18 protein-coding genes are annotated in these 17,639 nt (G+C 50.1%); 8 read left to right on the plus strand and 10 right to left on the minus strand.

All coding sequences use genetic code 11. The annotated features are described in order from the left end of the window. Positions 1-452: 452 nt before the first annotated feature. Together LWL52_RS07310 and LWL52_RS07315 are read left to right on the plus strand one after the other, a co-directional pair. A complete protein-coding gene (locus LWL52_RS07310) occupies positions 453-1,844 on the plus strand; it encodes a sigma-54-dependent transcriptional regulator (protein ID WP_242918389.1) in 1,392 nt (463 codons plus the stop codon). Beyond that, positions 1,834-3,189, plus strand: a complete 1,356-nt coding sequence (locus LWL52_RS07315) for a sensor histidine kinase (protein WP_242918391.1) — start codon at positions 1,834-1,836, stop codon at positions 3,187-3,189. The genes LWL52_RS07310 and LWL52_RS07315 overlap by 11 nt, the downstream gene beginning before the upstream one ends. Positions 3,190-3,703: 514 nt before the next feature. On the opposite strand, the gene LWL52_RS07320 is transcribed toward LWL52_RS07315, so the two are convergent. After that, positions 3,704-5,227: an MBL fold metallo-hydrolase gene (locus LWL52_RS07320; RefSeq protein WP_242918393.1), complete on the minus strand. Its 1,524-nt coding sequence runs from the start codon at positions 5,225-5,227 to the stop codon at positions 3,704-3,706. Positions 5,228-5,429: 202 nt separating this feature from the next. Here LWL52_RS07320 and LWL52_RS07325 point away from each other — a divergent pair, with 202 nt between their 5' ends. The 3 genes from LWL52_RS07325 to LWL52_RS07335 all read left to right on the plus strand — a co-directional run bounded on the left by LWL52_RS07325 (position 5,430) and on the right by LWL52_RS07335 (position 8,444). Further along, positions 5,430-5,879 (plus strand): OsmC family protein, encoded by a 450-nt coding sequence (locus LWL52_RS07325; RefSeq protein WP_242918395.1) that lies wholly within the window; start codon positions 5,430-5,432, stop codon positions 5,877-5,879. A 156-nt stretch (positions 5,880-6,035) separates the two neighbouring features. Next, a complete protein-coding gene (locus LWL52_RS07330; protein ID WP_242918397.1) occupies positions 6,036-7,361 on the plus strand; it encodes a type IX secretion system plug protein in 1,326 nt (441 codons plus the stop codon). 39 nt (positions 7,362-7,400) lie between these two features. Then, positions 7,401-8,444 (plus strand): SMP-30/gluconolactonase/LRE family protein, encoded by a 1,044-nt coding sequence (locus LWL52_RS07335; RefSeq protein ID WP_255748693.1) that lies wholly within the window; start codon positions 7,401-7,403, stop codon positions 8,442-8,444. Positions 8,445-8,526: 82 nt separating this feature from the next. Here the strand turns inward: LWL52_RS07335 and ychF are convergent, their stop codons facing one another. Beyond that, the gene (gene ychF, locus LWL52_RS07340) at positions 8,527-9,624 is read right to left on the minus strand and encodes a redox-regulated ATPase YchF (protein WP_242918398.1); all 1,098 of its coding nucleotides are present in this window, start codon (positions 9,622-9,624) and stop codon (positions 8,527-8,529) included. 689 nt (positions 9,625-10,313) lie between these two features. Next, positions 10,314-10,679, minus strand: a complete 366-nt coding sequence (locus LWL52_RS07345; RefSeq protein WP_242918399.1) for a DUF3276 family protein — start codon at positions 10,677-10,679, stop codon at positions 10,314-10,316. Between the two features lie 130 nt (positions 10,680-10,809). Between LWL52_RS07345 and LWL52_RS07350 the strand changes: the two genes are divergently transcribed. Beyond that, entirely contained in the window at positions 10,810-11,211 is a 402-nt protein-coding gene (locus LWL52_RS07350; RefSeq protein WP_242918400.1) for a septal ring lytic transglycosylase RlpA family protein, read from the plus strand. A gap of 27 nt (positions 11,212-11,238) precedes the next feature. Then, positions 11,239-12,150: a DUF58 domain-containing protein gene (locus LWL52_RS07355; protein ID WP_242918401.1), complete on the plus strand. Its 912-nt coding sequence runs from the start codon at positions 11,239-11,241 to the stop codon at positions 12,148-12,150. A 98-nt stretch (positions 12,151-12,248) separates the two neighbouring features. Here LWL52_RS07355 and LWL52_RS07360 read toward each other — a convergent pair whose 3' ends face one another. The 7 genes from LWL52_RS07360 to ltaE all read right to left on the minus strand — a co-directional run bounded on the left by LWL52_RS07360 (position 12,249) and on the right by ltaE (position 17,251). Next, the gene (locus tag LWL52_RS07360; protein WP_242918402.1) at positions 12,249-12,788 is read right to left on the minus strand and encodes a TapB family protein; all 540 of its coding nucleotides are present in this window, start codon (positions 12,786-12,788) and stop codon (positions 12,249-12,251) included. Positions 12,789-13,026: 238 nt separating this feature from the next. Further along, entirely contained in the window at positions 13,027-13,410 is a 384-nt protein-coding gene (locus tag LWL52_RS07365; protein ID WP_242918403.1) for a nuclear transport factor 2 family protein, read from the minus strand. A 195-nt stretch (positions 13,411-13,605) separates the two neighbouring features. After that, positions 13,606-14,007, minus strand: a complete 402-nt coding sequence (locus LWL52_RS07370) for a ribosomal maturation YjgA family protein (protein WP_242918405.1) — start codon at positions 14,005-14,007, stop codon at positions 13,606-13,608. Positions 14,008-14,167: 160 nt separating this feature from the next. Next, positions 14,168-14,701: a GNAT family N-acetyltransferase gene (locus LWL52_RS07375; RefSeq protein ID WP_242918407.1), complete on the minus strand. Its 534-nt coding sequence runs from the start codon at positions 14,699-14,701 to the stop codon at positions 14,168-14,170. 151 nt (positions 14,702-14,852) lie between these two features. After that, a complete protein-coding gene (locus LWL52_RS07380; RefSeq protein ID WP_242918409.1) occupies positions 14,853-15,380 on the minus strand; it encodes a hypothetical protein in 528 nt (175 codons plus the stop codon). Positions 15,381-15,461: 81 nt separating this feature from the next. Then, a complete protein-coding gene (locus LWL52_RS07385) occupies positions 15,462-16,091 on the minus strand; it encodes a DNA-3-methyladenine glycosylase family protein (protein ID WP_242918411.1) in 630 nt (209 codons plus the stop codon). Positions 16,092-16,204: 113 nt separating this feature from the next. Beyond that, complete coding sequence (gene ltaE / locus LWL52_RS07390; RefSeq protein WP_242918413.1) at positions 16,205-17,251, minus strand: low-specificity L-threonine aldolase; 1,047 nt, start codon at positions 17,249-17,251, stop codon at positions 16,205-16,207. Here ltaE and LWL52_RS07395 point away from each other — a divergent pair. Next, the gene (locus LWL52_RS07395; RefSeq protein ID WP_242920706.1) at positions 17,250-17,537 is read left to right on the plus strand and encodes a hypothetical protein; all 288 of its coding nucleotides are present in this window, start codon (positions 17,250-17,252) and stop codon (positions 17,535-17,537) included. The genes ltaE and LWL52_RS07395 overlap by 2 nt on opposite strands. Positions 17,538-17,639 lie beyond the last annotated feature (102 nt).

Below are 17,639 nucleotides of genomic sequence, written 5' to 3' on the forward strand. Positions count from 1 at the left end.
CTTCCTGCATCCTGTAAATTCCTGAATCCTGAAAATCCTGATTTCAGACAAACATACCTTGCCAACTCTTGTGCCAGAACCGGAAAACCGCCCTGCTCCGCTGCTACAGCACTTCCGGGGTTTTTCGGGTGTCCACGGCCGGACAAAAGAGTGTCCACCAATGGACACCGGACAGTGCTATTTATCCTCGGAAAACTGTATCTTAGTTGAGGCAAGTATAAAGTATAAAACTTAAATAAGCCTGAATAAACTAGCCTGAGCCTGTTTCTGACCTGACGGGGAGCTTAATAGCACTTGTCTTTGTCACCTCAGCCGCGACAAGGTACCGATCTGGCACAATGTTTTATACTAGCGAGACAAGTATAACAAGTATAAACCCGCAGCTTTACATTAACTTATTCATTAATTCGCTCATTCACGCATTCAAACATCAGCTCATTCAAAATAAAACCATGGAAGAACAGAATTTAGGGCGCATCCTGGTCATCGATGACAACGAGGACGTGCTGTTTTCGGCAAAGATGCTGCTGCGCAAACACGCCCGGGAAGTGGTGATGGAAAAGAACCCGAAAAAGATCCCGTTCCTGCTTTCCAACGAAGACTTTGACCTGATTCTGCTCGACATGAATTTTACCGAAGATACTTCAAGCGGGCAGGAAGGCTTTTACTGGCTCAAGGAGATCCTCAAGTATGATCCTTCGGCGGTGGTGGTGATGATCACGGCTTTCGGGGATGTGGAGATGGCGGTGCGGGCCCTGAAGGAAGGCGCCACCGATTTTGTGCTCAAGCCCTGGCAAAACGAAAAACTGCTGGCTACGCTTTCCTCGGCTGCCAAACTGCGCAAATCCTACAAGGAAGTAGATCAGCTGAAGGAAGTGAACCGCTCGCTCACTGCCGAGCTCAACTCGCCGCAAACGGTTCTTACCGGACAGAGTATGGCCATGCACCAGCTTTTTTCCATGATTGATAAAGTGGCCCGGACCGATGCCGATATTTTGCTGCTGGGCGAGAACGGAACCGGCAAGGAAGTAATTGCCCGCACCATCCACCAGCGTTCTTCCCGCGCCGATAAAGTTTTTGTGACTGTGGACATGGGCGCTGTGACCGAATCGTTGTTTGAGAGTGAGCTGTTCGGACACAAAAAAGGCGCGTTTACCGATGCTAAAGAAGACCGCATCGGCCGCATAGAAGCGGCCAATGGCGGCACGCTGTTCCTGGATGAGATCGGCAACCTGTCGCTGGCTATGCAGGCCAAATTGCTGACTGTATTGCAGCGGCGCGAAGTGATCCGGGTAGGCACCAACAAACCCATTCCGGTTAATGTTCGCCTGATCAGCGCCACCAACATGCCCCTGAAAGAGATGGTGCAGCGCAACGACTTTCGCCAGGATCTGCTTTACCGCATTAACACCGTAGAGCTGCATTTACCGCCCCTGCGCCAGCGGCTGGAGGATATTCCGGTTTTTGCGGAGCATTTTCTGGCAACCTACGCCCAGAAGTATAAACAGCCGGTAAAACACCTGGGCGCTTCGGGGCTGGAGAGATTGCGTCGCTACAACTGGCCGGGCAATGTGCGCGAGCTGCAGCATGTGCTCGAGCGCGCCTCGATCATGAGCGACAACCGCACACTCGAAGCGGACGATTTCTTTTTCCTGGCCGAACACGAACCACCTGCTTTAACAGCGGAACCTAACAATGCGCAGAGCCTGGACCTGGATGAGCTGGAACGGGAAACGGTGCTGCGCGCGCTGCAAAAACACGAAGGCAATATTTCCAAAGCAGCCAAAGAGCTGGGCTTATCGCGTGGCGCCCTCTACCGACGACTGGAGAAGTATGAGCTTTAGAAACTACCGCCTGCAGCTGCTGTTGCGCGTGGCCTTGCTGGCCCTTTCTATTTATTTTTTTGCAGCGCTGGATTTTAAACCTCAATACCACAGCACGCTGCTAGGCCTGGGCGCTTTTATCCTGCTGCAGGTATGGCTGCTGGCTCGTTTGCAGGAGCGTACCAACAAGCTCTTCCTGCGCTTTCTAAATTACATTAAGTATGATGATTTTACGGAGCTCTTTCATACAAAAGGAGAGGGCAGAAGGCAGCACGAACTAGCCTCGCGGCTGAACGAGGTGATGCTGAAGTTCCGGGAAGTACGCGCCGAAAAGGAAGCGAACATGCTGTACTTTGAAGCAATTGTGCAGCATATCGGCATTGGTATTATCACCTATAAACCCGATGGAAGTATCCTTTTGCTTAACAACGCAGCCCGGAAACTGCTCCGCATCAGCCAGGCGCAGCAATTAAGGGAACTGGCCCTGGTAAGCCCGGAACTGGCGCAAAGCCTGCACCAGCTCAAGCACGGAGAGAAAGTGCTTGTGCCGGTGCGGCAGGAGGGAGAGCAGGCCAACTTATCGGTGCATGTCATGGAGCTCTCGCTGTTGGGCGACCGCATTCGGCTGGCCTCTCTCCAGAACATACAGCGCGAGCTGGAAGAAAAGGAGATGGAAGCCTGGCACAACCTGATCAAAGTACTGACCCACGAGATCATGAATTCCGTAACGCCCATCGCCTCGCTCTCGGCCAGTGCCTCCGAAGAGATCAGCAGCTTTACCGAAACGCAAACAGAAGAAGTAACGCTGCTGCGCGAAGAGCTCGCCGACATCGGGCAATGCCTGCAAACCATCAGCCGTCGCTCCGATGGCCTCATCCGGTTTGTAAGTGATTTCCGCAACCTGACCACCCTCTCCGAACCGCAGATTACCCGGTTTAATGCAAGTAAATTGCTACATGAAATCAAACTGCTGATGCGCGAGCAACTGGCCGCCAGACAGGTGAAACTGCAGGTAGAAGTACCCTCGGAAAGCCTGCTGCTGGCCGCCGACAGAACCATGATTGAACAGGTGCTGATCAACTTGGTAAAAAATGCCATGGAAGCCGTGCAGGAGCAAGCAAATGCCCAAATTATGCTGCACGCCTACCTCGACGAGCGTAGCCGGGTAAGCATAGAAGTGGCCGATAATGGCTCCGGCATGACCCCAGAAGCGATGAGCAAGATCTTTATTCCTTTTTTCAGCACAAAGAATACCGGTTCCGGCATCGGGCTAAGCTTGTCCCGGCAAATTATGCGGCTGCATAAAGGCACTATCTCGGTACAGTCGGAGCTGGGACAGGGCACGCGCTTCGTACTGCGTTTCTGACCCCCATCCCAGCTCTCTCCTTTATCGAGGACCATTTCACAATACAGGTAAAAGTGAGCTACACCTGGCGCGGGTATTAACCCGTGCTTTTTTGTGTAAGTTAAGTCTTTGACATTACGCGGCTGCAAGGCGCAAGGCTACGCAGCCAAATCATCTGGCTAAACTAGGATCGCACCTATACTTCCGCTATCCATTTCCGCGAGTCTCCAGACTCGCTTCCATTATTCGTAACGGGTTAATACCCGCGCCAGTAAGTACTTATAAGTCGGTGCATTAAAGCGAGAAAGTATAAGCTCTGGTGCAAGCGTCTGCTTGCGCTATAAAAGTAAGTCCTTCAAAGGCCTCGCAGTGTCTTTCAGACCTGCGAGTGTCTGGGGCAAGAAGCAACAGCGTAACCAGCAGCTGCACTTGCAAAAAGCACCCTAAATACTACAAGGTCATATCCAAAAGAAAAAGGAGCCGAAGGAAACGATATATCATCCTCCGGCTCCTTTCTTATTCTTGTAATTCTTTACTACTCCACGGAGGCTACAGCCGCTGCTTCCAGTAGCTTGGCATAAGGCAAAAGGCCGGTGTGCATAGCAAAAACATTTTTAACCTGCAGGTTTTCGCGCCGGATAGCCGCTACGACTTCGGCAATGTAAGCGGGCTGAAAGAAGCTGCCGTCGCGGTTTTGCTGCGCCAGGTCGCTGGCGTAGAGTAGCTGGTGTTCGGGGAAGTATACCATGACCATGCGCTCGCCACTTTCACCCCGTATTGGGTAGAGCTCCAGGCGGTTGCTGCCTTTGCCCAGCACGGTTTTACCGGCCACCGTTTTGAAGTTCGGTTTATATTTGCGTGATGACGGCAGGGCAGCAGCAGACGGGAACGAGGCAGCTATAAGTCGCTCCAGCAAAGGCTTGTTCAGGTTCAACGTATAGACTGGCAGTTTCTGCGCCACAGCCTCGCGCACGCCGGCTACATGCGGCCAGGCATCCGACGTGCTGATGACCGCTTTCACCTTCAGATCCGGGTACAGCTCCCGGGCTTTCGCAAGCGCCTGGGCCGTATAGCCACCCGAGATAGGCGCTTCCAGCAGAATTACCCCGTCTTCCTGTTTAATGAGCGCTACATTCCAGTAACCGGGAATCTGCAGTACGCCCGGTGCGAGTTCCTGCGGCTGTTTATCCGGGCGGCCCAGCGGTAGTTTGTTGTAATCTGGCACAGGCTGTGCGGCAAACTGCTGCTGCACCTGCTCCGGTATGGCAAACGTGTCAGCCGGAAGGGCAGGGTTCAGCGCCAGGGTCAGAATGGTAAATTCCTTGTATGGCTGGTTGTTACGGTACAGGTTATACTGCAGCGGATACTGTATGCCTTCCGGCGTGAGCGACCAGAGGGAATAGAACTGGTCGCTGCGCACGTTACCCCATACCGCCCAGAAAAGATCCTGCGGATACGCCCGCGTGGTTTGCAGCAGCGTAGGCAGGTGCGAGTATGTGTTCAGGTATAAGCGGACTTGCGTGTTGCCCTGGCTGTAGGCCACGCCATGGTGCAGCACACCCTGCAGCACGGTATCTTTCAGGGCCCGCAGATCAGACGCTTTCAGGGCCAGCAGCAGCACTTGTTCGGGCGCCTGTTGCAGTGTTTCTTCCGCCTCATCGGCCATCGTGCTGCGGCCCGGCGACAGCTGGCCGTTTGGGGCAAGTATGGCCACGGTGCCGGCGGCATATACGGTTGTTTGTGGCGCCCATTCAGGCTGCTGCGTATTGCGGCTTTCCGTGAGCGTGCGCAGGCGTTGGTGTTCGTAATCCCGTAGCTGCTGCACCTGGGTATAATTCACAATCCAGGGGCCTTCCGGCCGTTCCGATTGCTCTAACAGATACGTATGGCCGATGCCTGTGAGGCGCAGCGTATGCAGCTGCGCCAGCTTTTGCTGCCCGCCCATGGCAGCTATACTTTGGGCGATGAGTTGCTGAGGATTTGCCGGCGCGGGAGAACTGCCGGCATAGGAAAGATGCGTGCTGCCAACAAGCAGCAGCAGCGGAATCATTTTTTTCATGGTTTTAGGTATGGTTTGGAACGAGGCTGCAAAATGAAGCAAATTTTACACTTTATACCAGGTTTTAGACGAAGCCTTGCCTGCAACCTATTAATCAGCTGAAAAAGCAGACCGGCACCAGTGGTAGGCTCCGGCGGAAACCTTTTGCCGCCGATTTGCTTATACTAAGGCCAGGTGTAGCGTGAGTTTTAAACCAAAAAAGATGATGCGTTTTATAGAGAAAGAAGGCTTTGTAACGGTAAGTGCCGACAGCACAGCGCCGCTTGTAGCCAACGTAAAAGCCGGTACCGAAAAAGCTGTGATCGACGAATCCGGGTTGGCCACAGGTACCAAGTCAGGCCCGGATCCCTATGATTATATCCTGAGTGCGCTGGGTGCCTGTACGGTCATTACGCTGCAGATGTATGCTACGCGAAAAGGGTGGCCCCTGGAGCGCGCCGAGGTGAGGCTGTGGCACGAACGCATACACCCCAATGACTGTGAAAAGAGTGACGACAAAGATGCCCGCCTCAGCCACGTCACCAAGAAATTAAAGCTTTACGGCAACCTGACAGACGAGCAGCGCGCGCGCCTCAAGGTGATCTCCGCCAAATGCCCGGTGCAGAAAACGCTGGAAGGTGGCATTGCCATCACCACAAAACTCGAAGTATAAAGCAGCGTTTCTTTTGATTACAAGTATGATCAAGAGGTATAATAGCCATTAAAGAGCGCTCCATGTCTCATGCGCGAACTGCGCGTGGCAAATGCCTGCTTTTTTCCTATCTTCGTTCTCAAGCCACTGCTTAAGTTTGGCAAACAACCTACCCGAATGTTGAAAAGAACAACCTATACTTATCTGATCGCTGCGGCACTGGCCTTTGGCGCAGTAGCCTGCGTCCCCGTCGAGCAGCAGGGGCAATCGTCGGGCAGCAGTGCCGCAGGCGTGCAGAACGAACTGCGGTACGAGGATTATATCTATGCCGATAACATCAAATCGGTGCAGGCTTACCGCGCTTCCGGCACGCCGCAGGAAGTGCTGCAGCCGCCGGTTATTGCGATAGACCAATCGCAGCCGATTCTGCTTGAGTTTGACCGATTAAACACAGGCCCGCAGCGGCTTATCGCCAAACTGGTGCACTGCAATGCCGACTGGACACCTTCCGGCCTGAACGAAACGCAATACCTTTCTACATTTAACGAGTTCTTTATTACTGATGTGCAGAACTCAGTGAACACGCGCATCCCTTACGTGCATTACCGCTTCCGGGTGCCCCGTGTAAAACTGAGTGGCAATTACCTGCTGGTGGTGTCGGAAGAAGGCGGGAACCTGCTGCTCACGCGCCGCCTGCTGGTATACCAGAACGGCGTAGTGGTTGCAGCAAAACTGGGCCCACCCGTAGGGCCGGGTGGCCGGGAAACAAGGCAGCCGGTGGAGTTCAACGTTTTTTATCCTGATTTCCCCATCGTAAACCCTACTGTGGATGTAAAAGCTGTGATGCGCCAGAACTACCGCTGGGATAATGCCAAATCCTATCGCCCAACCTACGTGCGCGACGATCAGCGCCGGTTGGAGTACGTGTTCTTCGACCCCAAAGATCAGTTTAAAGGCCTGAGCGAGTTCCGCGTTTTTGATACACGTAGCCTCAACTTCAATGATGTGGGGGTGCAGGGCATCAACCTGCAGGCAAACCCGATAGAGGTGAACCTGGAGCCGGACAAAAGCCGCCAGAATGCCGTGTATAGCCAGGACCCGGACATAAATGGCCAGCGTATTTTTGGCAACAAGCAGTATGGCAATGGCGAAGTGAATGGCGATTATACCTGGGTGGATTTTGAGCTGAACGCTCCTGAAGCGGTACCGGGCCCGGTGTATGTATTGGGTGCCTTGACTGACTGGCGCCTGCAGAACGATGCCAAGCTCACCTATGATGCGGCTCGTGGCGTGTATGCGGGTCGGTTGTTGCTCAAGCAGGGCTACTATAACTACTACTACACGCTAAAACCTGCCAATGCCGTAGCAACCGACGAAAGTTACTTTGAAGGCAGCCACTTCGAGACGGACAACAACTACGATATTCTGATCTACTATCGTCCGCCCGGCACGCGTGCTGATTTGCTTGTAGGCTACCAGGAGCTTTTCTTTAACCGCAAGTAACGCGTCGCTTCTATATCGGCCTGCTGCCGATAATTATACTTGCCTGGGAGGAATACGCCGGGCACCTGGTTCATTTTTAACTTTAATGATGCGTTTATGCAGCTTGCCTTTAATGCCAAGTATAGCATCCTGCTGGGAATAAGTCTTTTGGGGATTGCCGCCTTTTCGTGCAAAACTACCGGCAACACGCAACCCATATCCGAAGTAACTACCCGCCGGGGCAGTATTGGGCAGACAGATGACGCCAGCCAGGCAGCCAGGCAACTTATTGCACCGGGTGCAACGCCGCAACTAGTTTCCCGGCAGTTCGGCTTTACCGAAGGCCCCACTGCCGATAAACAAGGCAACGTGTTTTTCACGGATCAGCCAAACAATAAAATCTGGAAGTATGGCACTGATGGCAAACTGTCTGTTTTCCTGGACAAGGCAGGCCGGGCTAATGGCTTATACTTCGACAACAAAGGTAACCTGCTAGCCTGTGCTGATGAACAGAATCAACTGTGGGCTATCTCGCCGGAAGGCAAGGTTACGGTGCTGGTAACTGATTACCTGGGCCAGCACCTGAACGGGCCCAACGATGTATGGGCAGCTCCCGGCGGTGGCATTTATTTTACCGACCCCTATTACCAGCGGGACTACTGGAAGCGGCAGGCTCCCGAAATAGAAGGAGAGAAGGTGTACTTTCTGGCAAGCCCGCAGAGTAAGCCCGTGGTGGCAGCCGCCGACCTAGTAAAGCCCAACGGGCTGGTAGGCACGCCTGACGGTCGTTACCTGTATATCGCTGATATCGGAGACAATAAAACCTACAGGTATACGATTGCGGCAGACGGTACATTAACCGGGCGGCAGCTGTTTGTGGCGCAGGGCTCTGATGGCATGACGATCGATAGTCAGGGAAATATTTACCTGGCCGGAAACGGCATCACCGTGTATGATCCGGCTGGCACGCAGCTCACGCATATTCCTATCCAAGCCAACTGGACAGCAAACCTTTGCTTTGGCGGCCAAGATCGGAAAACACTGTTCATCACCGCTTCAGAAGCTATTTATACTTTGCAGATGAACGTGCAGGGGGTGCAGTAAAGGTATCCGGAGAAGCGTATAAAACAGGAAAGGCAGGTATATGTACCTGCCTTTCCTGTTTTATACTTTAACTGGCGCTGCCTTACACGTTGAAACGGAAGTGCATGATGTCGCCGTCTTTTACCACGTAGTCTTTGCCTTCTACGGCCATTTTACCGGCTTCTTTTATCTTGGCTTCGGTGCCATATTGCTGGTAATCTTCCAGCTTAATTACCTCGGCGCGGATAAAGCCTTTCTCGAAATCAGAGTGGATCACACCGGCGGCGGCAGGCGCTTTCCAACCTTTTTCAATCGTCCAGGCGCGTACTTCTTTCACGCCGGCGGTAAAGTAGGTGATCAGGTTGAGGAGCTCGTAAGAGGCGCGGATCAGCTTATTCAGTCCGGATTCTTTCAGGCCATATTCTGCCAAAAACATCTCCTTTTCCTCCGGATCGGTAAGCTCCGCGATCTGTGCTTCGATCGAGGCCGAGATCAGCACCACCTGCGCATTTTCGTTCTTTACATGGTCTGCCAGCGTTTTGGAGAACTGGTTACCTTCTATCATGGAGTTTTCGTCCACGTTAGCTGCGTAAATCACCGGTTTGGCTGTCAGCAATTTCAGGTCTTCCACTGCTTCCAGGTCGTCCTCGTTCACGTCCAGGCTGCGGGCATTCAGACCGGCTTCCAGGTGCGCTTTATACTTCTCCAGGCTCGCCTGTTCTTTCTTTGCTTTTGCATCGCCGGCTTTTGCGGAGCGCAGCACTTTCTGCAATTTCTTATCGATCGACTCCAGGTCTTTCAGCTGCAGCTCGGTATCGATGATCTCTTTATCAGCAATGGGGTTTACTTTGCCATCTACGTGCACAATGTTCTCATCTTCAAAGCAGCGCACCACGTGAATGATGGCATCCACCTCGCGGATGTTCGCCAGGAACTTATTGCCCAGGCCCTCGCCTTTGCTGGCGCCTTTTACCAGGCCGGCAATATCTACGAACTCGATCACAGTGGGCAGCACACGCTCCGGGTGCACCAGTTCTTCTAGTATCGTCAGGCGCTCGTCGGGTACGGTAATTACCCCCACGTTGGGCTCGATGGTACAGAAAGGGTAGTTGGCAGACTCTGCCTTGGCGTTAGAAATAGCGTTAAATAAAGTAGACTTACCTACGTTTGGCAGTCCTACGATGCCGCATCTTAATCCCATGTATACTTCTTATTAATTTCAGGGGGCAAAGATACGGTTTTTTGTGGATAGGTTTATAGTTGGTTTTGAAAGTGTTGTTTTGAAGATGGGGGAAGTTCTGGAGTTCACTAGCTGTCATTTCGAGCCCAGGCGAGAAATCTGTCTGCTTTTTAGTGGTGTTGCTATTTTATCAACTAAGCTATACTTGGTAGCTATCATTCTACTGGTAAGATATTTCGGCTATACTTGCTAGCTGGCTTTCTTCCTCAGTCTTATACTTGTCCTGTTTCATTTTATACTTTGGAGCGCTCTAAGTCCGCGAGGGCTCGTCCTCGGGCATCGCGCTGCTTTCGTTTCCTGCCCTCGTACCTCGGGCTGCCTCACTGAAGCTCGTCACCGGAAACTCTCGAGGCGCTCAACCCAAGGACTGGGATCAATTCAATAGCTTAGGCTTATACTTCAGCTAAAATAATAGGAAAGAAATCGGCTGTATTTTACAATGCAACTTGAACCAAGTCCCCCTTTGAAGGGGGTAGGAAGATGATAGGTAACTACAAAGCTATACCTGATCTATGGTAATAGCAGGACTTAACCACTTTTTCAGAAGACACTACTACGTGGCAGCTTTACCTAATACGATTGTAAAAACAAACAGCGCCTGCAGTTAATGCTGCAGGCGCTGTTTTATAAGTATAAAGGAGGGGAGAAGGTTACTCCCACTTCAGTTCTTCATCAAAGGAGGCTTCTGTTTCGGCGGTGGCTTCTACTTCTACTTCCACTTCTGCTTCAGCTATCGGGGCTTCCAGTGCAGCCAAGGCTTCTTCTGTCAAAAGCTCGGATTTAACGTGGTCGATGGTTCCCTGCAACGCATCCATAAACTTGGCAAAATCTTCTTTGTAAAGAAAGATCTTGTGCTTCTCATATGAGAACGTCTCGTCGTTGAACTTGCGCTTGCTCTCCGTAATGGTCACATAGAAGTCGTTAGAACGAGTTGACTTCACATCAAAGAAATACGTTCTCTTCCCGGCTCTTACCCTTTGGGAATAAATTTCTGCTTTTTCGTTGTTCTCTTCCACCGTTATTAGACGTTAAATTCAACTTTGTGAACCTAAAAGTAACATATACCTATGATATATAAAAATTTTTGAATTTAAAATTTAAGTAAATATTTTCCGATATATTTGCAACGGACCAAAATAGTAAATCATGAATTTATGTTCACTTTTACTAGTACTCGTTCTCTCGTTCTTGTCGGGTAACACCACTACAAATTACACGGCCAAAGGCAAAGCCTCCTATTATGCCGACCGCATGCATGGCCAGCGCACAGCTAGCGGCGCCCGCTACGACAAAACAAAATTAACAGCCGCGCATGCCTCGCTTCCTTATAACACAAAGGTGCTGGTAACCAACCTGGCCAATGGCAAAACCGTGGTGGTAACCATTAACGACCGCATGGCGCGCAATCGCCACAACATCATCGACCTGTCGAAGGCAGCAGCCAAAGAGCTCGACATTATCCGCGCAGGGTATGGATCAGTAAGTATAACCCTGGTGGATAATGCCACCCCGGAGCAACAAGACACGCCTGCAGCCGTTTCAGAGTAGCAGTACCTGCCAAACGAACTTCCTGCCATGAAAACGCCGCTGACACTTGCCGACATACAGAAATTCGGGAACATGGAGTTTCTGGCGCGGCAGCTCGTAGAAGGCTTTATCACCGGGCTTCACCAATCACCCTACCATGGTTTTTCGGTGGAGTTTTCGGAACACCGCCTGTACAACAGTGGAGAGAGCACCCGCCATATCGATTGGAAAGTATACGCCCGCACCGACAAGCTTTTTGTGAAGCGCTTCGAGGAAGAGACCAACCTGCGTTGCCACCTGCTGCTCGATGTGTCGCCCTCGATGTATTATCCCACCGAAACGAACGGCAAAATTACCTTCAGTGCTTTGTGTGCTGCCGCACTGGCAACTCTGCTGCGCAAGCAACGCGATGCAGTTGGGCTGGTCACGTTCTCGGATAAAGTAGAGTTGCAGACGCCCGTTCGCTCCACAGCCTCGCATTTGCATACCTTGTTGCTCTTGCTGCAAAAGCAACTGGACCAGAAGCCCACCGCCCAAGGCACCAACGTGGCTGATGTGGTACACCTAATCGCCCAACAAATTCCAAAGCGCTCGCTGGTCGTGATTTTCAGCGACATGCTTAGCCGCTACGACGACAGCGATGCCGTATTTACAGCCCTCCAACACCTCCGGCATCAGAACCATGAGGTGCTCATTTTTCATGTGATGGACCGCCGGACAGAGGAGGAATTTGATTTTGCCGAGCGCCCGTACGTGTTTGTGGATGTGGAGACAGGGCAGGAGCTAAAGCTGCAACCCTCGCAGGTACGCGATCACTACAAAGCGGCCGTAGAAAGCTACAAGCGTGAGCTGGCCCTAAAGTGCGGCCAGTATAAAATAGATTTTGTGCCTGTAGATATCAGCGAGCCATTCGACAAGGTGCTGTACAGTTACCTGGTAAAGCGGGCGAAAGTACGGTAAGTATAAGTTGCTTTCTAGTTTAATAATCTCTTCGTCCTGCTTCTTTTGTTTAAGCGGAAGCCTATCTGTTACTGAAGGCTGTAGCAAACAATAGCTTTTTACCGGAACGTATAACTTACCAATTCCTGCCTCTTCATTATTTTATCTGAATCAGTATAGTATGTATCTGATCGGATGAGTCCCATCCCTGGTGCCACATAATCATCCTGTTTCATGCTAAACACCGAAATGTTTGTGTGATACGTGCGCTGATTATCTATTTTGAAAAGGTAACTATCGAACGTTCCGGCAGCAGTGGCTACTGTGTTCAGCTTGTTCGTTCTTGTGGTAAGTACCCACAGGTCGTATTGGGGATATTTATACATGTAGCCAATACCACCGTAATCGGGGCCCTGGTAAATCAGGACGGGCTGTTTACCGGCTGTGTTGTAATATACATAACCCTCCGCGCTGTTCTGAACAATGCTACCGTTATTCAGAATGTACCACGTACTCTTCTGTATAATGGTATCTTTCAGAACAGATCTTATAAACGAGCTAGTAGACAAAGGACTGCCGCTGGTATCATACGCCGTTACCTGGTACACCCATTTGTTTCCGACTTGTAGCGGGACAACTTCCTCAATTGGTACAGGCATCGTTTCAGTATCATTATCGCAGGAGGTGAATAAAAACTGAACTAACAAAATAGCTAAGACTGCATTAAATCTTATGTTCATGCGCGCTCTTTTAAGATTCTGTATAGGAGAGTAGTTTAGAAGTGAAAGCGTTGCAAGTGCCTCTTAATTTCTGATAATTATCCTCAGGCTGTACCTGTTTTCTCCCTTACTTATCTGCAAGCCCTTTGACTAAGTGCTGTGTTGCAGGTAAGCAAGCCTAGCTATAATCCTGCAGCCGGATTATCTTCCCATCTCTGAACGTAAAAACAGACCTTCCTTCCAGCTCCAGTTTATCGCCTGCTTTAATTCCGTTTGGCAGATCGTGGGCAAGTATAGCAGTATAAGCGATCAATGCTTCGGCACTGTCATCTTTTATCGTTAGCTGCGTGATCTTTTGCTCGCGTGTGGTAAAATACCGCGTGGCTTCTTCGGCCTGCTGTTTAAAGTTGGCTATGCCTTTTATACTTAGCGTTACTTCTCCGTTCGAGATGTTCTCAAATGCAATTTCCGGGTGCAGCAGCGCCATCATGCCTGCCACATCAAAGCTGTTGTAAGCGTTAATGTAGTTCTCTATACTTGTTTGAATCGCAGTTTTGTGCATGAGCTACAGTTGTATACTTAGTGAGGCAATGGGGTTCTATTTTTATCTAATGAAGACAAAACAGGGAAGCCGTTTTATTATCAGTCTAAGCTTTTGATTCTGTTAACAGCCTGGGCACTTAACCTTTAATGTAGCTATGCAGGGTTGAAACCTTTTAGGGAATAAGCTACCCCATAATGCCAGGCGTTAAGGGTTTTATAGTATTGTAGTTTCCCTGTTCTTCCACAAAAACAGATCAGCAAGATAAGCTATCGTTATGCCGAGCAAGTAGCGAAGCAGATCGACCCATAAGAAACCTTTTCCCAAAACCAGTGCACCCAGGGTAGTATGTCTAATTTCATTGATCCAATCAACCTGGTAAAGCTGACTAAATTCTATCACGTAACTGAAGAGCAAACTAGCGCCAAAAGCCCAGGGCAAACTTTTGGTTGTAAATATGCAGCGGAAACCAAAGTATACCATGGCAGCCCAGAGCATGTCACCACTATTGTCTGCCACAAAAAATGGTAACTGATCAGAGAACTTTCTGGAGCAAAGGCCCAGGATGATGATGACAACTACCGTAATCGCATACTTGATTTTGGACCAGGTCACCATAGGTATGAAGAAGCACAGGTAAATGTTTTGCCCATCAGCAAGCGGCTTTGTATCAGTTTACCAATGTACTGAAGTTCACCCAAAACAAAGCGGTGAAGCTTTATGTCAAGCCGCGTTATTATTCGGCAGTTGGGCGTTTTAAAGTATGGCCAGTGGCTGATTAGTTTGCAAGCCATTCCGCTTTTTCAATCTGGTAGATATAATTTAACTTCGGGGATTCGCCAAAATAAGCCACTTCCTGTTCGCCAACTTTCCGGGCACCTAACCGTCCGATAGCTATTTGAGAGCGCACGTTGGTTGCTCCGATATGAAAGCTCACCTGGGAAACGAACTGGAAAAGGTAATCCAACAGCAGTACTTTAACAGCATGGTTGACGCCTTTGCCCCAATACTCGGTACCATAAAAAGTATACCCGATCAGTATACTATTGTCCTGGGCATTGTAATCATACATGCGGGTACTCCCCGCAACTTTACCAGTGGCCTTCTCAATAACTTTATAAGCCCCTTTGCTCTGCATGGCGCCGTCGAAAAAGGTTTGAAAAACATCTTTCTTCCAACGATCTTTGTTTGGATGCTGCTCCCAGATCTTCGGGTTTGCTGCCACCGCGTACAGTTCTTCAAAATCACTTTCCTGTAAGGGAAGTAGTATTACCTGGTCATTCTCTAATAGCGGTTGCATATCAAATTTCATAGTAGGGTTCTTTGAGTTTTAAGCTAGGGAAAAGTTGCGCAAGTTTGACTTGATACTAGAATTTTAGAATTAAGGTATAGGCATTAAGTATGGTTACACTTAGATATTAAACTTTGCAGTAATACAGCTACTTTAAAGGCGTCAGCCAAGCTTAAGCCTGTGCTTTGTTACCTGCACGTATTTCTTTTGTTACTCCTAAAACCATACTACTCTGGGATGTAAAGTGAAGGCTTACTCTATCCCCAATTTCAAATTTGTTATACTCTTCTTCTTCTACATGTATCCTTTGACTGTCTATAATTAAAAAGTATTCGACAAGTTTGGGTTGTGAGTTAGAGTCAGCGGCTGGATTACCATGCCACCCCCAGTTAGTATTTGTATGTTTATCGGTTATTTGTCCTGAGTGTATTTTTTTTGTATCACTTTTTAAGTCCTTCAGATAGTCCCTAACAGCAAGGTATAAAAATGCTGCATAAACAGATACTACAAATAAGAGCAAAAGAGTTATTGCTGCACCTTTTTCTATAGGCAGAGTGTCATTCTTTTGTATGAAGATGGTGAAGGCTGCGGCCACTATTGCCAAAATGATTCCGATAGCTATATAGCTTACTACAACTTGTTTTATTTCGAGCTTTACTTTGCTCTTATCACCGCTATTTAACTGTTCTACATTCCTCATTTTTATGGCAGGTAACCACCTGACTAGCATAAACATCCGCTTACCAGCCGTACACTTCATCCTCAATATAGAAAGAAATCCCTACTTTGGCATGTTGTCCAGCGACTGCCAGAGGTATTTGCTGGCGATGGTGCGGTACGGACGCCAATTCTCGGCCAGTTGCTGCATCTTCTGGCGCAGGGCTTTGCCGGTTTCTTCAAGGTCATAGTGCTTTTTCATCGCATTCTGAATGCCCAGGTCATCTACCGGAAAAACATCAGGCCGTTCAAGGGCAAACATCAGCAGCATTTCTACCGTCCAGCGGCCCACGCCTTTTATCTGTGTCAGGTGGTTAATGAGGGCTTCGTCTTCCAGGGCATCGATGGTGGCGTGCTCCAGGTTGCCGGCTGCGGCAAAAGCGGCCACATTGCGCACGTAGCCAATTTTCTGCCCCGACAGTCCGGCGCTGCGCAATATCTCATCCGGGGTTTGCTGCACCAAATGCGGGTGCGGGTAGTTGTCTGGAAACAGCGCTGTGAACCTTTTGAAAATGGTAGCCGCTGCCTTCGTGCTCAGTTGCTGCGACACAATAGAACCCAGCAGTTTAAAGTATAGATCCTCCGACCGGGATGATTTGAGTGGACGGCCGCCGGCAATAATTCCCGCTATAACAGGATCTTTGGCCAGGACGGCCATTACGTCAGATGAAGGATAATCAGGAAAATAATTCATAGTTACGGGGTTTGTAAAAGCGCTCTGTAATAAAGCAGGAAACTGCTGCCTGTACGGATTCGGTATAAGCAGCAGTTTACGCTTTAGTATGCAAGTTAAAAAGCAACAGGAACTTACGCCGGCACCTGCGCCTCGTTCAGGGCGTTGAGAACCTGGAGCAGGTGTTCCTGCATTTCGTCGGTTACGTCCAGGTGGGTTACAAAGCGTACCATTTGCGGGCCGAAGCTGGCGGCAAGTATGTTTTGGGCAGCCAGTGCTTTGATAAAGGCAGCGTCCGTATACTTGTCGTTTAGCTTGAAGATAACGATATTGGTTTCTACGGGTAGCACCTGCGCCACATAGTTGGCCTGCAGCAGCACGGCTTCCAGCGCCTTGGCTTTGCGGTGGTCTTCCTGCAGGCGCGCAATGTTGTGGTCGAGGGCGTACAGGCCAGCAGCGGCAAGTATACCGGCCTGGCGCATGCCCCCACCCAAAACCTTGCGGATCCGGCGGCTCTTTTTGATGAACTCCTTGCTGCCCAGCAGCACTGAACCTACCGGCGCACCCAATCCTTTGGATAAACACACCGAGATGCTGTCGAAGTACTTGCCGTAGTCCTGTGCCTCGTCGCCGGAGGCCACCAGCGCGTTGAATACGCGGGCGCCATCCAGGTGCAGGGCCAGTTCGTGGCGCTTGCATACTTCCGAAATGGCACCGATCTCATCCAAAGTATAAAAGGCGCCGCCACCTTTGTTGCAGGTGTTCTCCAGCGAAACCAATTTCGTTTCAGGGAAATGGATGTTGTCCAGCGGGCGAATATGCGCTTCTACCTGCTCAGGCGTCATTTTGCCACGCTCGCCGTGCACCAGCGCCACCGAAGCCAGCGAGTTAAAAGCAATGCCGCCGCCTTCGTACTGGTAAATATGGGAGGTAACGTCGCATATCACCTCGGTTAGCGGGGCTGTATGGGCTTTAATGGCGATCTGGTTGGTCATGGTGCCGGAAGGGCAGAAGAGGCCGGCCTCGAGGCCAAACATCGCGGCTGCCTTCACTTCCAGGGCATTTATGGTTGGGTCTTCCCCATATACATCGTCCCCTACAGGCGCGGCTACCATGGCCTGCAGCATGGCCTGCGACGGTTTTGTAACGGTGTCGGAACGGAGATCAGTTAGTTGAGTCATGAATTTGCTTTTAGAAATACTTTACTTTGTAAAAATAATAACTTACTTTTGCCCTTCAAATTTAATCTTTGCAACGATGGGAGTTACTAGACTTAAAAGAAAAGACCGTAAGAATAAGGCAAGAGCAAACAACAGAGTAGCTAGAATTAAGCAGTTGTTGTTAACACCAGTTATCAAGAATGTGGACATGGACGAGTTAAGAGCTCAGTTCGGTGAAGCTCCAAAAAACAAAGTAGCAGCTACTGAAGCTCCGGCCGAGCAAAAAGAAGAAGCTTCTGCTGAGTAATCCTTATTCGGGTATGTAAGCCCATCTGCCTGCCGCTGTTGTTTCAGCACACGGCGGCGGCTTACCAGATAAGACTTCAGGGTGTGTTTGCCACGGCAGGCA

Origin of the sequence: Pontibacter liquoris, assembly GCF_022758235.1 — a bacterium.
GTDB lineage: Bacteria > Bacteroidota > Bacteroidia > Cytophagales > Hymenobacteraceae > Pontibacter > Pontibacter liquoris.

Bases quoted from the DNA above. Each gene is read 5' to 3' on its own strand.
- LWL52_RS07375 (WP_242918407.1), bottom strand. From the start codon at position 14,701: ATGAAATTTGATATGCAACCGCTATTAGAGAATGACCAGGTAATACTA.
- LWL52_RS07325 (WP_242918395.1), top strand. From the start codon at position 5,430: ATGATGCGTTTTATAGAGAAAGAAGGCTTTGTAACGGTAAGTGCCGAC.
- ychF (WP_242918398.1), bottom strand. From the start codon at position 9,624: ATGGGATTAAGATGCGGCATCGTAGGACTGCCAAACGTAGGTAAGTCT.
- LWL52_RS07350 (WP_242918400.1), top strand. From the start codon at position 10,810: ATGAATTTATGTTCACTTTTACTAGTACTCGTTCTCTCGTTCTTGTCG.
- ltaE (WP_242918413.1), bottom strand. From the start codon at position 17,251: ATGACTCAACTAACTGATCTCCGTTCCGACACCGTTACAAAACCGTCG.
- LWL52_RS07355 (WP_242918401.1), top strand. From the start codon at position 11,239: ATGAAAACGCCGCTGACACTTGCCGACATACAGAAATTCGGGAACATG.
- LWL52_RS07385 (WP_242918411.1), bottom strand. From the start codon at position 16,091: ATGAATTATTTTCCTGATTATCCTTCATCTGACGTAATGGCCGTCCTG.
- LWL52_RS07315 (WP_242918391.1), top strand. From the start codon at position 1,834: ATGAGCTTTAGAAACTACCGCCTGCAGCTGCTGTTGCGCGTGGCCTTG.
- LWL52_RS07380 (WP_242918409.1), bottom strand. From the start codon at position 15,380: ATGAGGAATGTAGAACAGTTAAATAGCGGTGATAAGAGCAAAGTAAAG.
- LWL52_RS07320 (WP_242918393.1), bottom strand. From the start codon at position 5,227: ATGAAAAAAATGATTCCGCTGCTGCTGCTTGTTGGCAGCACGCATCTT.
- LWL52_RS07370 (WP_242918405.1), bottom strand. From the start codon at position 14,007: ATGGTGACCTGGTCCAAAATCAAGTATGCGATTACGGTAGTTGTCATC.
- LWL52_RS07395 (WP_242920706.1), top strand. From the start codon at position 17,250: ATGAATTTGCTTTTAGAAATACTTTACTTTGTAAAAATAATAACTTAC.
- LWL52_RS07310 (WP_242918389.1), top strand. From the start codon at position 453: ATGGAAGAACAGAATTTAGGGCGCATCCTGGTCATCGATGACAACGAG.
- LWL52_RS07330 (WP_242918397.1), top strand. From the start codon at position 6,036: ATGTTGAAAAGAACAACCTATACTTATCTGATCGCTGCGGCACTGGCC.
- LWL52_RS07365 (WP_242918403.1), bottom strand. From the start codon at position 13,410: ATGCACAAAACTGCGATTCAAACAAGTATAGAGAACTACATTAACGCT.
- LWL52_RS07360 (WP_242918402.1), bottom strand. From the start codon at position 12,788: ATGCCTGTACCAATTGAGGAAGTTGTCCCGCTACAAGTCGGAAACAAA.